The sequence below is a fragment of the Polaromonas sp. YR568 genome, from assembly GCF_943371715.1.
Taxonomy (GTDB): domain Bacteria; phylum Pseudomonadota; class Gammaproteobacteria; order Burkholderiales; family Burkholderiaceae_C; genus Polaromonas.
This window is the reverse complement of sequence record NZ_CALRVW010000010.1, coordinates 55,237-68,820: the sequence shown is the minus strand read 5'-3', so window position 1 is coordinate 68,820 and position 13,584 is coordinate 55,237. Positions and strand designations below refer to the sequence as shown.

13 protein-coding genes are annotated in these 13,584 nt (G+C 67.1%); 7 read left to right on the top strand and 6 right to left on the bottom strand.

Features of this window, described 5'->3' with window-relative positions; translation table 11 throughout:
• Window positions 1-5 precede the first annotated feature (5 nt).
• From AAG813_RS09495 to AAG813_RS09485, 3 genes are all read left to right on the top strand, one after another.
• Window positions 6-905 (top strand): LysR family transcriptional regulator, encoded by a 900-nt coding sequence (locus AAG813_RS09495; RefSeq protein WP_341914249.1) that lies wholly within the window; start codon window positions 6-8, stop codon window positions 903-905.
• Between the two features lie 100 nt (window positions 906-1,005).
• A complete protein-coding gene (locus tag AAG813_RS09490) occupies window positions 1,006-1,989 on the top strand; it encodes a tripartite tricarboxylate transporter substrate binding protein (RefSeq protein ID WP_341914247.1) in 984 nt (327 codons plus the stop codon).
• Entirely contained in the window at window positions 1,982-2,956 is a 975-nt protein-coding gene (locus tag AAG813_RS09485; protein WP_341914245.1) for a succinylglutamate desuccinylase/aspartoacylase family protein, read from the top strand. Before AAG813_RS09490 ends, AAG813_RS09485 begins: the two co-directional genes overlap by 8 nt.
• A gap of 110 nt (window positions 2,957-3,066) precedes the next feature.
• On the opposite strand, the gene AAG813_RS09480 is transcribed toward AAG813_RS09485, so the two are convergent.
• A complete protein-coding gene (locus AAG813_RS09480; RefSeq protein ID WP_341914243.1) occupies window positions 3,067-3,711 on the bottom strand; it encodes an NAD(P)-dependent oxidoreductase in 645 nt (214 codons plus the stop codon).
• A gap of 130 nt (window positions 3,712-3,841) precedes the next feature.
• Between AAG813_RS09480 and AAG813_RS09475 the strand changes: the two genes are divergently transcribed.
• Window positions 3,842-4,741 carry a LysR family transcriptional regulator gene (locus AAG813_RS09475; RefSeq protein WP_341914241.1) on the top strand — a complete coding sequence of 300 codons (900 nt, stop codon included), beginning with the start codon at window positions 3,842-3,844 and terminating at the stop codon, window positions 4,739-4,741.
• Here AAG813_RS09475 and AAG813_RS09470 read toward each other — a convergent pair.
• From AAG813_RS09470 to AAG813_RS09450, 5 genes are all read right to left on the bottom strand, one after another.
• Window positions 4,728-5,642, bottom strand: a complete 915-nt coding sequence (locus AAG813_RS09470) for an EamA family transporter (protein ID WP_341914239.1) — start codon at window positions 5,640-5,642, stop codon at window positions 4,728-4,730. The two genes, AAG813_RS09475 and AAG813_RS09470, sit on opposite strands and share 14 nt — an antisense overlap.
• A complete protein-coding gene (locus tag AAG813_RS09465; RefSeq protein ID WP_341914236.1) occupies window positions 5,642-6,091 on the bottom strand; it encodes an acyl-CoA thioesterase in 450 nt (149 codons plus the stop codon). The genes AAG813_RS09470 and AAG813_RS09465 overlap by 1 nt, the downstream gene beginning before the upstream one ends.
• A gap of 70 nt (window positions 6,092-6,161) precedes the next feature.
• Window positions 6,162-9,182, bottom strand: coding sequence for an excinuclease ABC subunit UvrA (gene uvrA, locus AAG813_RS09460; protein WP_341914380.1), 3,021 nt, complete (start codon window positions 9,180-9,182; stop codon window positions 6,162-6,164).
• A gap of 116 nt (window positions 9,183-9,298) precedes the next feature.
• Window positions 9,299-10,273 carry an AraC family transcriptional regulator gene (locus AAG813_RS09455; RefSeq protein WP_341914234.1) on the bottom strand — a complete coding sequence of 325 codons (975 nt, stop codon included), beginning with the start codon at window positions 10,271-10,273 and terminating at the stop codon, window positions 9,299-9,301.
• Complete coding sequence (locus tag AAG813_RS09450) at window positions 10,270-10,803, bottom strand: OsmC family protein (RefSeq protein WP_341914232.1); 534 nt, start codon at window positions 10,801-10,803, stop codon at window positions 10,270-10,272. The genes AAG813_RS09455 and AAG813_RS09450 overlap by 4 nt, the downstream gene beginning before the upstream one ends.
• Before the next feature lie 240 nt (window positions 10,804-11,043).
• Here AAG813_RS09450 and AAG813_RS09445 point away from each other — a divergent pair, with 240 nt between their 5' ends.
• Genes AAG813_RS09445 through AAG813_RS09435 form a run of 3 tightly spaced genes read left to right on the top strand, consistent with a single transcriptional unit; the run spans window position 11,044 to window position 13,506 of the window.
• On the top strand, window positions 11,044-11,856 hold the full coding sequence (locus AAG813_RS09445; RefSeq protein ID WP_341914230.1) for a class I SAM-dependent methyltransferase: 813 nt from the start codon (window positions 11,044-11,046) through the stop codon (window positions 11,854-11,856).
• A 2-nt stretch (window positions 11,857-11,858) separates the two neighbouring features.
• Window positions 11,859-12,698: a methyltransferase domain-containing protein gene (locus tag AAG813_RS09440; RefSeq protein ID WP_341914228.1), complete on the top strand. Its 840-nt coding sequence runs from the start codon at window positions 11,859-11,861 to the stop codon at window positions 12,696-12,698.
• A 10-nt stretch (window positions 12,699-12,708) separates the two neighbouring features.
• A complete protein-coding gene (locus AAG813_RS09435; RefSeq protein WP_341914225.1) occupies window positions 12,709-13,506 on the top strand; it encodes an alpha/beta hydrolase in 798 nt (265 codons plus the stop codon).
• Window positions 13,507-13,584: the final 78 nt, after the last annotated feature.

Here is a 13,584-nt window from a genome sequence, read left to right as displayed (position 1 = left end):
GCCCCATGCAAACCAAGTGGCTGGAAGATTTTGTTGCATTGGCGCAGACACGCAATTTCAGCCGTGCGGCGGAGGCGCGCAATGTCACCCATCCGGCCTTTGGCCGGCGCATCAAGGCGCTGGAAGCCTGGGCCGGCACGCCGCTGATTGAGCGGGGCAGCAGCCCGGTCACCCTGACCGCCGCCGGTGCCAGCTTGCTGGACAATGCCCAGCAGATGATGCGCAGCCTCGGCCATGCACGCGAAGATTTGCTCGGCGTGGCCGGGCGCCAGCAGGGTGTCGTGACGCTGGCGACGGGCCGTACGCTGGCGCGCACGCTGGTGGCCGACTGGCTGGCCAAGCTGCAACCCTTGCTGACGCAGGCCGGAGGCGAGTTTCGCGTCCTGACGCGGGCGCTGGCCGAGACGGCCCAGTTGCTTGAGCGCGGCGACGCCGACTTCATGCTGACTTACCACCACCCGCTGCTGGCGGTGCAGCTCAACGCCCGGCAGTACAGCCACCTGACCCTGGGGCAGGACCGGCTGGTTCCCGTCACGCGCACCAATGCCCATGGCCAGGCCAAACACCGTTTCGAGCCAGGTCAGTCCACTGCGTATCTGGCCTATGCCGGCACACTGGCCCTGGGCCGGCTGGTGGAAGACCACCTCGCCAACCATCCGGACGCGCCTGACCTGCGCCGTGTGGTGGAGTGTGATTCGGCCGATGCGCTGTTTGAATATGCGCTCAAGGGCCTGGGCGTGGCCTGGTTGCCGTGGGCCATGGTGGCCGGCGCGGTCAAGGCCGGGCAACTCGCCTGTGTGGGGGACAAGCGGCTGGAGATACGGTTTGAGGCGCGTATCTACCGCCCCAAGCGGCGGCTTGGCCCGCTGGCGGAAAACATCTGGCGCAGGCTGGAAACCGGTTAGCCGGTGGCTTGCCGAAAAAGCACGAGATTGTGCTTTTTCGGCACAAATCCAGAATGCGTGGTGCCGAGAATGGGCTCACCATTACACCCAAGGATTTGCCATGGCCACTTTGAATATCCTGCGTTGCGCTGCTGTCCTCGCCAGCCTGTCGTTGCTGGTGCCCGTTCCCGCGGCGGCCCAGACCGATGGCTACCCCGCCAAGCCGATCACCATCGTGGTCGGCTACCCACCCGGCGGCAGCACCGACCTGACGGGCCGGACGCTGGCGCATGAACTTTCCAAACGGCTGGGCGTGCCGGTGGTGATCGAGAACGTGGGCGGTGCCGGCGGCGCGATCGGCGCCCAGAAAGTGGTCAACGCCCTGCCCGACGGCTACACCCTGCTGGTGGGGGCCAACAACGAAATCGCCATCAGCCGGCTGGTTTCCCCCGCAGTGAAATACCAGATCAAGGATTTCACGCCGATTGGCATGATCGCCTCGCAGCCCATGGTGCTGGTGGCCTCGCAGAAGTCCGGCGTCAAGACCGTGGAGCAGTTTCTCAGCCTGGTCAAGAAGAACCCCGGCAAGTTCAGCTACGGCAGCTCCGGCGTGGGCACGGCCCTGCATCTGGCCGGCGAGATGGTCAAGGAAAAGGACGGCCTGTTCATGACCCACATTCCCTACCGCGGCGTGGCGCCCCTGGCCAGTGATCTGCTGGGCAACAACATCGACTTCGGCGTGTTTGTGCTGTCCAGTGGCCTGCCGCATATCCGCAGCGGCAAAGTGACTGCGCTGGGCATCACCGAGGCCAGGCGGTCTGCCGTGGCGCCCGATATTGCCCCCTTGGCAGACAACCTCAAGCTCAAGGGGGTGGATATCGGCGTGTGGTTTGCGCTGATGGGGCCTGCCAAACTGCCTGAGCCCGTGCTGGCCCGGTTGAAAAAGGCGTTTGCCGAAGCCCTGCAGTCGCCCGAGCTGCGCAAGAAACTGGAAGACAGCGGCTCCACCCTGGCGCCGGCCAACATCGATCTGGCCCAGTTTCTCAATGCAGAAACCGAGAAGTACAAGAAGATCATCGACCACGCGAGGATCACGAATGACTGAAGCGCCGGCTTTTGAACTGCAGGTGCCCGACCTGTCTGCCTGGCGCGCCGGCAACACCGGTGTGGAAGGGGTCTGGCACTTCGACTCCGGGCAAAGCGGGCGGGCGGTGATGATCAGCGCGCTGGTGCATGGCAACGAGTTGTGCGGGGCGTGGGCGATCAAGGGGCTGCTGGAAGCCGGTTTGCGGCCACAACGCGGCAGTCTGACACTGGCCTTGTGCAACCTGGCGGCCTTTGACCGCTTTGACCCCGCCGATCACGACGCCTCGCGTTTTGTCGATGAGGACATGAATCGCCAATGGCTGGTGAGTCGCATGGCCAGTGGCACCACGCTGGAACGTCGCCGCGTTGCAGAACTCAGGCCGTTTGTCGAGCAGGCCGACTGGCTGCTGGATCTGCACTCCATGCACGAACGCGCCGCCCCCTTGCTGCTGGCCGGCATGCAGCCACGCAACCTGGCGCTGGCCCGCCGTCTGCGCGCACCCGGCCACGTGGTGGTGGATGCCGGGCACAAGGACGGCGTGCGCATGCGCGACTTCGGCCGTTTTGGAGAACTCAACCCGCAGGGCGAGGACGTGGCCTGTTCGCTCCTGCTGGAATGCGGCTTTCATGGCGACCTGGGCAGCCGCGTGGTGGCGCAGGACATGTGTGTGCGTTTCCTGCTGGCCGCCGGGGTGCTGGACGAGGCGTCCCTGCAACGCGTCCTGCCGGGCTGGCTGCAAGGAGATGCCCCGCGCCAGTGGGTACTGGAAGTCACCGGTCCGGTGGTGGCGCGCAACGACCGGTTCCGTTTTACCCACGCCTTCCAGGGGCTGGAGCTGATAGAACACGCCGGCACCGTGATTGGCTGGAACGATAGCGAGCCTGTGACCACGCCGTACGACGACTGTGTGCTGGTGATGCCTTCGGTGCGCCAGGCCCGCGCCGGTGTCACCGTGGTTCGTTTCGCCCACCGCCGGCCTTTGTAAAAGGCCGCGCTGCATTGCTGCAGGTTTTTGCAGGCGTCGCAGCGGGTTGGTTTGCTATATTTTTGGTAGCTGTCAGCGCCCTTTTTTAAAGGGCTGAAGACCGATTTGCTTCAATGAGCGACGGTAAACCGTTTCTGCACATGCCGCGGCGTCTCGATTTCATCGACGATGGCCACGGCCAGGTCGGCCACTGAAATGCCGGCCGGCTGGCCGCCCTGGCCGGGCAGCAGGTCGTCGGCGCCGACGCGGTACTTCCCGGTGCGCTCGCCCGGTGCCAGGGCGATCGGCGGCGAGACAAAACTCCAGTCCAGCGTGGTTTCCTTTTTGAGTTCGCTCAAGGCCTCGCGGGCCGCCAGCGCGCCCTGTTTGTACTGGGCCGGAAACTCGGGCGTGTCCACCAGCTGCAAGCCGGGTGCGACATACAGGCTGCCGGCGCCGCCGACCACCAGCAGGCGTTTGAGGCCTGCTGCCTTGACGCCTTGCACGATGGCCCGGCTGGCCTGCAGGTGCAGGTCGTGGATGGCCGGCTCGCTCCAGCCGGGGTTGTAGGCGCTGATCACGGCGTCATGGCCGGCGACGGCTTGGGCGACCTGCGCGGCATCCAGCGCGTCGGCTTTCACCACGGTCAGGCCTGTTTGGGCGGGCAGCTTGGACGGGGTGCGGGCCAGCACGGTGACCTGGTGGCCGCGGCCCAGCAGCTCGGAAAGGACGGGGGAGCCAACGAAGCCGGTGGCGCCAATCAATGCGATCTTCATGAAAAACTCCAGAGTGATTGAAGAAGCCTGTAGTCTGATTTCTTCATAAACAATTGAATAGACGGCAAAAATCGCTAATACTGTGAAGCTCAACTAACCAATAGAGCCAAAACTGGACCCCTATAAACGCATGGCGATTTTTGCCGAGGTGGTGGCCGCGGGCTCGCTGACGGCTGCGGCGCGCCAGCTGGGCATGACACCGTCGGCGGTCAGCCAGCATTTGCGCCAGCTCGAGGAGTCGCTGGGCCTGGCCTTGCTGCACCGCTCCACCCGGCGGCTCACGCTGACCGAAGCCGGTGAGCGTTACCACACGGGTTGTGCCGCCATGGTGGCCGCGGCGCGCTCGGCCGAGCAGGCCCTGGCGCGTCTGCGTGACGAGCCCGAAGGCGAGTTGCGGCTGGCGGCGCCCATCGGTTTTGGCGGCCTGCTTGCCACGGCGCTTGCGCCCCTGCGCGCCCACCCGAAGCTGGCGCTGCACCTGCTGCTGGACGACGCGGTGATCGACCTGATTGCTGCGCGCGTGGACATCGCCCTGCGCGTCGGTGCGCTGGCGGATTCAACGCTGGTGGCGCGCAAGCTCGGCACCATGAAGCGGCAGTTGTGCGCATCGCCGACCTATCTGGCCGGGCGTGGCTGGCCGGCCCAGCCGCAAGACCTGCTGCAACACGACTGGCTGGGCGGCCGGCCCGGCGCGGCCGGCGGCGAACTGCTGGACTTGCAGGGCCCGGACGGCGAGCACCAGACGGTGCGCATGCAGGGGCGGGTGCAGGCCACGCAGGTGACCGCCCTGCACGCCTTGTGTGTGGCGGGCTGGGGCATCAGCATTGTGGTCAGTGACGACGACCGCCGTGCGCTGGCCGACGGCCGCCTTCTGCCGGTGCTGCCCGGCTGGCAACTCGCCGATCTGCCGGTGTATGCGGTAACGCCGCGGCGCGGCGAGCAGCCCGCCAAGGTGCGGCATGCGCTGGAGCTGCTGGCCGCGCATTTCAGCCAGCCAGCCGCCGGGGCGACGCGTCTCAGCGCGGCTTGATCAGCCCGCCCACCATCACGCAGGCCAGCGCCGCCACCACCAGGGTGATGCCGGCCCACTGCCAGGGCGTGATGGCTTCGCCGAGCACCAGCATGCCGGTGGTCAGGCCCACCACCGGCACGCCCAGGCTGAAGGGCGCGACGCGGTTGGCGGGGTGGCGCTTAAGCAGGCCGGTCCACAGGCTGTAACCCAGGATGGTCGCGACCCAGCCGAGGTAGGCCACGGCCAGCCAGCTGGAGGCGCGGGCCTGGGTCCACTGCCAGCGCGTCGCTTCAGGGTCGAACACCAACGACAGCAGCATGAAGGGCAGGATGGCAAAGAGGCTGCTCCAGACCACAAAGGCCATCGGCGAGTAGGCCGTCCCGCCCTGCTGCACGTGCCGCGCCACGATGTTGGACATGGCCCACATGGCGGCGGCGCCCAGTGTGAGCACAAAACCCGCCAGCGTGGTGGCGGCGGCAACGCCGCCGGCGGCCGGTGTCAGGTAGTTCAGCGCAAAACAAGCCAGGCCCAGCGCCGCGAGCACCATGCCGGCCTGCAGCGGCCGGCTGGCGCGTTCGTGCAGCAGCACAAAGCCGAACAGCGCGGTGAAAAACACCTGGGTTTGCAGCAACACCGAGGCCAGCGCCGCCGTCATGCCGACTTTCAGCGCGAGAAACAGGATGCCGAACTGCCCGACACCCTGGAACAGGCCGTACAACACCAGCCATTTCCACGGGATGGCGGGCGGCCGGACAAACAGCAGCAGCGGCAGCACGGCAAACACATAACGCGCGGCGCCCAGCTGGAAGGGCGTGAAGTCGCGCAGCGCGAATTTCATGACCACGAAGTTGACGCCCCAGACCACGACCACCACGAGGGCGGCCGCCAGGTCGCGGCCGCTCAGGACGGCGGGCCGCATCAAACGCCCGGCAGCGCGGCGCGTGCGGCGTTCAGGTGGGTGCGCACATGCTGCGCGAGGGCGATGTCGCCCGGCGTTTCGGGTAGCCAGGCTTCCACGGGAATGGTTTTTCCGTTCGGATCCACCGCCACAAACACCACCACACATTCGGTGATGACTTCCATCTGGCCGGTCTTCATGTCGCCGGCGCGCACCTCGACCGCGATGTTCATGCTGGTGCTGCCGGTGTAGGCCAGCCGCGCCTGCACTTCCACCAGGTCGCCGATCATGATGGGGCGCTGGAAGCGGATGCTGCCGACCGACACCGTGACGCAGTAACGCTTGGCCCAGCGCGTGGCGCAGGCGTAGCCGGCTTCGTCGATCCACTTCATGACGGTGCCGCCGTGGACCTTGCCGCCAAAGTTGATGGTGCTCGGTTCGGCCAGAAAACGCAGGGTGATCGACGACATACGGCTCCTTGTGAATGCTATAAAAACAATAGCTGTTTACGCCCATCCATCAAGGGCTGCGGCTCTTTTTCTATAAAAGCCGCTTCAGGTAACGCCCGGTGTGGCTGGCCGGGTTGGCGGCGATGTCTTCGGGCGTGCCCACACCCACCACCATGCCACCGCCGGCGCCGCCCTCGGGCCCCATGTCGATCAGCCAGTCGGCGGTCTTGATGACGTCGAGGTTGTGCTCGATCACGACAATCGTGTTGCCGGCGTCGCGCAGCTGGTGCAGCACCTTGAGCAGCAGGTCGATGTCGGCAAAATGCAGGCCGGTGGTCGGCTCGTCGAGGATGTAGAGCGTGCGGCCGGTGTCGCGTTTGGACAGCTCGAGCGCGAGCTTGACACGTTGCGCCTCGCCGCCCGACAGCGTGGTCGCCGCCTGGCCGAGCTTGATGTAAGACAGGCCGACATCGAGCAGGGTGTGCAGCTTGCGCGCAATCACCGGCACGGCCTTGAAGAACTCGGCGGCGTCTTCCACCGTCAGGTCCAGGATCTGCGCGATGTTTTTGCCCTTGTACTGCACTTCCAGCGTCTCGCGGTTGTAACGCATGCCCTTGCAGACATCGCAGGGCACGTAGACGTCGGGCAGAAAGTGCATCTCGACCTTGACCACGCCGTCGCCCTGGCAGGCCTCGCAGCGCCCGCCGGCCACGTTGAAACTGAAACGCCCGGCGCCGTAGCCGCGTTCGCGTGCGGTGTTCATCTCGGCCATCAGCTCGCGGATCGGCGTGAACAGGCCGGTGTAGGTGGCCGGGTTGCTGCGCGGCGTGCGGCCGATCGGCGACTGGTCCACATTGATGACCTTGTCGAAATGTTCGATGCCCTCGATGCTTTCGTGTGGCGCCGGCTCTTCGTGCGCGCGGTACAGCGTGCGCGCCACGGCGGCGTACAGCGTGTCGTTGACCAGCGTGGACTTGCCCGAGCCCGACACGCCGGTCACGCAGGTCAGCAGGCCGACCGGGAAATCGACGCTGACGTTCTTCAGGTTGTGGCCGCTGGCGTGGATGACCTTGATGGCCTGCAGGTCGCCCTGGGTCAGCAGGTGTTCGGCTTCACGCGCGGCGCGTTTCACGCCGGCCGCACTGGGCGCAAACTTCGACGGCTTTTTGGGGTCGCGGTAGGGGGCTTTCACCACCGTCGGCAACCACGGCGTGCGGTGCTTGGGCACCTCGATCTTCAGGACCTGCGACAGGTATTTGCCGGTCAGCGAATCGGGGTTGGCCAGCACGTCCTCGTAGCTGCCTTGCGCCATCACGCGTCCGCCGTGGATGCCGGCGCCCGGCCCCATGTCGATCACATGGTCGGCTGCGCGGATCATGTCCTCGTCGTGTTCGACCACCAGCACGCTGTTGCCAATGTCGCGCAGGTGTTTGAGCGTGCCGATCAGGCGGTCGTTGTCGCGTTGGTGCAGGCCGATGCTGGGCTCGTCGAGCACATACATCACGCCGGTCAGGCCCGAGCCGATCTGCGAGGCCAGGCGAATGCGCTGCGACTCGCCGCCCGAGAGCGTCTCGGCGCTGCGGTCCAGGCTCAAATAATTGAGGCCCACGTCGTTGAGAAACTTCAGGCGCAGGCCGATCTCGCGCACCACCTTGCCGGCGATCTCGGCTTTCGCGCCGTCCATGACCAGGGTGTTGAAGTAGTCAAAACTCTCGCGCAGCGTGGTGTTGCTGATCTCGTAAATCGCCTTGCGGCTGGCGCGGCCACCGTCGGCCGGCGTGCTGCCCACCAGGTAGACATGGCGCGCCTCGCGGCGCAGGCGCGTGCCTTTGCACTCCGGGCAGGGCTGCAGGCTGCGGTAACGCGCCAGTTCCTCGCGCACCGCTGCCGAGTCGGTCTCGCGGTAGCGCCGCTCGAAATTGGTGATCACGCCTTCAAACGGGTGTTTCTTGCTGACCTTGCGGCCGGCCGACTGGCCCGACTCCATCACGTAGCTGAACTTGATGTCTTCCTCACCCGAGCCGTGCAGCACCACCTGGCGGACCGCCTCGGGCAGCTTTTCAAAGGCGGTGTCGATGTCGAAGCTGTAGTGTTTGGCCAGACTCTCCAGCATGGCGAAGTAATAGGCATTGCGCCGGTCCCAGCCCTTGACGGCGCCGCTGGCCAGGCTCAGCGAGGGGAAGGCCACCACACGGACCGGGTCGAAAAACTCCATGTGGCCCAGGCCGTCGCAGCTCGGGCAGGCGCCCACCGGCGAGTTGAAAGAAAACAGGCGCGGCTCCATCTCGCTGAGCGAGTAGCTGCAGACCGGGCAGGAAAACTTCGCGCTGAACAAATGCTCCTGGCCGGAATCCATTTCCATCGCCAGCGCCTTGCCGTCGGCCAGGCGCAGTGCGGCTTCAAAACTTTCAGCCAGGCGCTGCTGCATGTCGGGCCGCACCTTGAGGCGGTCGATCACCACGTCGATGTTGTGTTTTTCGGCTTTCTTGAGCTTGGGCAGCTCGTCGAACTCATACGCCGTGCCGTCCACGCGAAAACGCACATACCCCTGGGCCTGCATCTCGGCGAACACGTCGACGAACTCGCCCTTGCGTTCCCGCGCCACCGGCGCCAGGATCATCAGTTTGGTGTCTTCGGGCAGCGCCAGCACATGGTCGACCATCTCGCTGACGCTTTGCGCCTGCAGGGGCAGGTCGTGGTCGGGGCAAAAGGGCGTGCCGGCGCGCGCAAACAGCAGGCGCAGGTAGTCGTGGATTTCGGTCACCGTGCCCACGGTGGAGCGCGGGTTGTGCGAGGTGGCCTTCTGCTCGATGGAAATCGCCGGCGACAGGCCCTCGATCATGTCCACATCGGGCTTGTCCATCAGCTGCAGGAACTGGCGCGCGTAGGTGCTCAGGCTTTCCACATAACGGCGCTGGCCTTCGGCGTACAGCGTGTCAAAAGCCAGTGATGACTTGCCCGAGCCGCTCAGCCCGGTGATCACCACCAGCTGGTTGCGCGGAATGTCGAGGTCGATGTTCTTGAGGTTGTGCGTACGCGCGCCGCGGATGCTGATGCGCTGCGCCGCGAGGGCCTGGGCCAGGTAGCGGCTGGTATCAGGCTCGGTTGCCACGCGGCCTTCAGCGGCGGTGGGAGCGAGGTATTGGCCGTCGGTGGAAGAGTTCACTGTATAGGGGCGCCGCAAAACCCTCCATCATAGACTGCTGCCGGGCTTTTCGCGCCGTGGGGTCAGGGGGCGGAAAGACGCGCGAGCTGGTCCCGGCGCCAGGCGGCGGGTGGTGCACCAAACTGGCGCCGGAACGCCCGGCTGAAGGCGGTGTCGGTCTGGTAACCCACTTCCTCGGCAATCCGCGCCATGGGCGCGTTGCTGCGGCACAGCAGGTTGGAGGCCAGCTGCATGCGCCACTGCGTCAGGTACTGGATGGGGGAGCTGCCCACCAGCAGCTGAAAACGTTCGGCCAGCACCGAGCGGGAGGTATTGGCGGTGCGGGCCAGTTCGTCCAGCGTCCAGGCGTGGGCGGGACGCTGGTGTAGCGCATTCAGGGCGGCACCCACCACCCGGTCGCCCACACCGGCCAGCCAGCCGGTGCGGCCTTCGCCCTGTTCGTTCATGTACAGGCGCAGGACCTCGATGAACAGCACTTCGGCCAGCTTGGCCAGCACCCCGGCGCCGCCTGGCCGGGGCGAACGCGCCTCGGCCAGCGCATAACGTACCGACGCCTCCAGCCAGATGCCTGCGTTGGAGCCCCGCACATTGACGCGCACCAGCGGCGCCAGCCCCGCCAACAGCATGCCGGCCAGGCGTGCATCGCAGGCCAGGTAACCGCACACCAGGCGCGTGACCGGGCCGCCGCCGCCGTAGGCCAGCTGGCGCGGCCGGCGCGCCAGCACCACATCCAGGCGCGCCCCGCTGGCCGGCGCTAGCCCGGGCTGGGAGGCCATGCGGTGGGCGTCACCCTGGGGAAAGATGACGGCGTCACCGGCCGTCAGGCGCAGCGGCGCTTCGTCACCCAGCTCGACATAACACTCGCCTTCGGTGATCAGGTGAAAAATCACGACACGCCCGGCACCGGGCTCGAGAAAAGGCGCGGCGGTGCTGGCGCTGGGCGACTGGTAACACCAGGGTGCGGTGAAGCGTGCGTTGATGAAAATCGCGCCGGTCAGGTGCACGACACGCAGCGTTTCCGACAGGGCATCCATCATGCGTCCCCCACCTCGATGTGCAAGGCCACCGGCAGCGCATTTTTGAAGGCGGACGTCATGGGCGCGCGGCGGTTGCTGTCTTCCACCAGGCTGCGCAGCCGCTGTGCGGAGACCCCGTGCGCCGAGATGCGAACATGCATCTGCACGTCGTGCGGCCCGGGGTACACGGCCTGGCCGTCGGCATCTGCCATGCCCAGCATGCCGCGTGCATCCGAGCGGCTGCTGGCCGTCACTTCCAGCGCTTGCAGTTCAATCCCCTCGCGCGCGGCGGCCAGCGCAATGCAGCTGGCCGTGCAGGCCGCCAGGCCGGAACGCACCAGCCAGCCCGGCGACACCTGGTCGCCGGTGCCGCCGAACTCGCCCGGCATGTCGGTCAGGACCTGCTTGCCGTTGGCATGGGTGGCCACCAGGCGCAGGCCGCTTTCCCAGCGGACCGTGCCGGGCGCATCGTCGTGAAATGCCGCCTCGGGGCGGCGGTGGAATACCGATTCCACCCGCTGCAATGCCGCCGCAATGTCCTGACTGGTCATGGGTGCCTCCTGAGAGATCTTCGGTCATGAATTTTAGGGACCGGCCTGCACCAAGGCGTGTGATGTAGTAACGCCATGCAACCAGCCGGACGAATGGTCAGCAATGGCGGACGCCGGGCCAGAGCGAGTCGATCCGGTGGCAAGAACCGGACGCCGGGGCAAACATCGGCGACGCGCTGACAGGACGCCGGCCCCGTGCACGCCGGACACTTCGGCGTTCGACCCACTCAAGGAGACACCATGAACGCACCGACCGATTTCAATGCCCTGAAGACACGCCAGCAAACCGCCTGGGCCAGCGGAGACTACGCCGTGATCGGCACCACCCTGCAGCTGGTGGGAGAACAACTGGCCGAAGCCTGCGACCTGCGCTGGGACGAGCGCGTGCTGGACGTGGCAGCTGGCAACGGCAACGCCACGCTCGCCGCGGCGCGCCGCGGCTGCAGCGTGACCTCGACCGACTATGTTGCCGCCCTGCTCGAGCGCGGCGCCGAACGTGCACGCGCCGAAGGCCTGGCGGTGCAGTTCCAGGCGGCCGATGCGGAAGCGTTGCCGTTTGCCGATGGCAGCTTCGACGCCGTGTTGTCGACCTTCGGCGTGATGTTCACCCCCGACCACGGCCGGGCGGCGTCGGAGCTGGCGCGCGTGTGCCGCCCCGGCGGACGGATCGGCCTGGCCAACTGGACCCCGGAAGGGTTCATCGGCCAGCTGTTCAAGACACTCGGGCGCCATCTGCCGCCACCCCCGGGGGTGCAGCCGCCCTCGCTGTGGGGCGTCGAGGCGCACCTGCGTTCACTCTTTGGCGATGCCGCGGCCGCCATCGCCGTGACGCCCCGGCATTTCAACTTCCGTTACCGGTCGGCAGCGCATTTCATCGAGGTCTTCCGCACCTGGTACGGGCCGGTGCACAAGGCTTTTGCCGCGCTGGCAGAAGACAAGGCCAAGGCACTGGAAGCCGACATGACCGGGTTGCTCAACGGCTTGAACCGGGCCGGCCCGGGCGCGCTGGTCGTGCCCAGCGAATACCTCGAAGTGGTCGTCACGCGGCGCTGAGCATGGAGCCGAGGCTGCAGCGGCGCGTTCAGCGCTACGGGTGGGACCTGGCGGCCGGCGACTATGAAGCGCTCTGGCAGGCGCAGCTGGCCGCTGCCCGGGCCGGGTTGCTGGCGCAGGTGGCGCCGGGGCCGGGCGAGCAGGTGTTGGACGTGGCCTGCGGCACCGGCCTCGTCAGCCTCGATGCGGCGCGTGCCGTCGGCGACCGCGGCGGCGTGCTCGGCATCGACCTGTCCGGCAAGATGGTGGAGGCCGCCGCCTGCCGCGCCGCCGAATGCGGGCTACCCCAGGCGCGTTTTGCACGCATGGACGGCGAGGCCATGGCCTTGCCGGACGCCGGTTTCGATGTTGCGCTGTGTGCCCTTGGCCTGATGTACATGCCCGAGCCGGAACAGGCCCTGCGCGAGATGCGGCGGGTGTTGCGGCCGGGCGGGCGGCTGGGGCTGGCCGTGTGGGGAGAGCGCGCACGTTGCGGATGGGCGCCGGTGTTTCCCATCGTCGATGCGGAAGTGGCCAGCGAGGTCTGCCCGCTGTTTTTTCGCCTCGGCCAGCAAGGTGTGCTGGCGCGCCTGTGTGCAGACGCCGGATTCGGGGACGTCACCGAACACCGCCTCACCACCACCCTGGCCTATGCGGATGCCGGGCAGGCCTGCGATGCGGCTTTTGTCGGCGGCCCGGTGGCGCTGGCCTGGGCGCGTTTTGATGAGGTCGTGCGGGAACGGGTGCGCAGGCGTTATCTGGAAGCCATCGCGCCGTGGCGCCATGGTCCGGGTTACCGCGTGCCCGGGGAGTTTGTCATCGTCTCGGCAGCGCTGCCGGGCGGACCGCGCATGATTCGTTAAGCTCGCAGCCATGCACAACCAGGGTCCGTTTTTCCGTGAAGCCGGCGCCGGCCCGGGTGTGGTGTGCCTGCATTCCAATGCCAGCAGCTCGTCGCAATGGCGCGGGTTGATGGACCAGCTGTCCGGGCGTTTCCGGGTGCTGGCGCCCGACGCGCTGGGCGCCGGCAAGAGCCCCGCCTGGCCGGCGGGGCGTGCGGTGTCGCTGCGGGACGAGGTGGCGTTGCTCGAACCGGTCCTGGCCCTGGCGGGCGACCCGTTTTTCCTGGTCGGCCATTCTTATGGCGCCTCGGTGGCGCTGGTGGCGGCCATGGCGCATCCGGGGCGCGTGCGCGCCATGGCCCTGTACGAGTCCACGCTGTTCTCGCTGCTGGAGGAAGAAGCGCCGGGCGGGGACGCCGCTCACGGCATCCGAGCCGCCGCAGCGGACGCGGCGAGCGCGATAGACGCCGGGGACCCGGGGGCGGCGGCCCGGCGCTTCATCGACTACTGGATGGCGCCGGGCGCCTGGGACAGCATGCCAGAGGCGCGGCAGGCGCCGATCGCCGCCGCCATGGTCAATGTCCGCGGCTGGGCCAGCGCCCTGTTCGGCGATGCCACCCCCCTGCAGCTGTTCCGGTCACTCGACATCCCCGTGCTGTACATGACGGGCGCGCGCTCGCCGGCTTCGTCGCTGGGCGTTGCCAGGCTGTTGACGGAGGTACTGCCGGACGTCACGGCGCGGGTATTTCCCGATCTGGGGCACATGGGGCCGGTGACCCATCCGGCCGTCGTGAACGACGAGATTGCCCGCTTTTTCGCGCAACACTGACGCGGCCTGGCATGGGGCTTTCATGGTGTTCCATGGCCTTCCCGCCCGGTCGGGCTGGCCCGTTTCCTGCTGTACGCA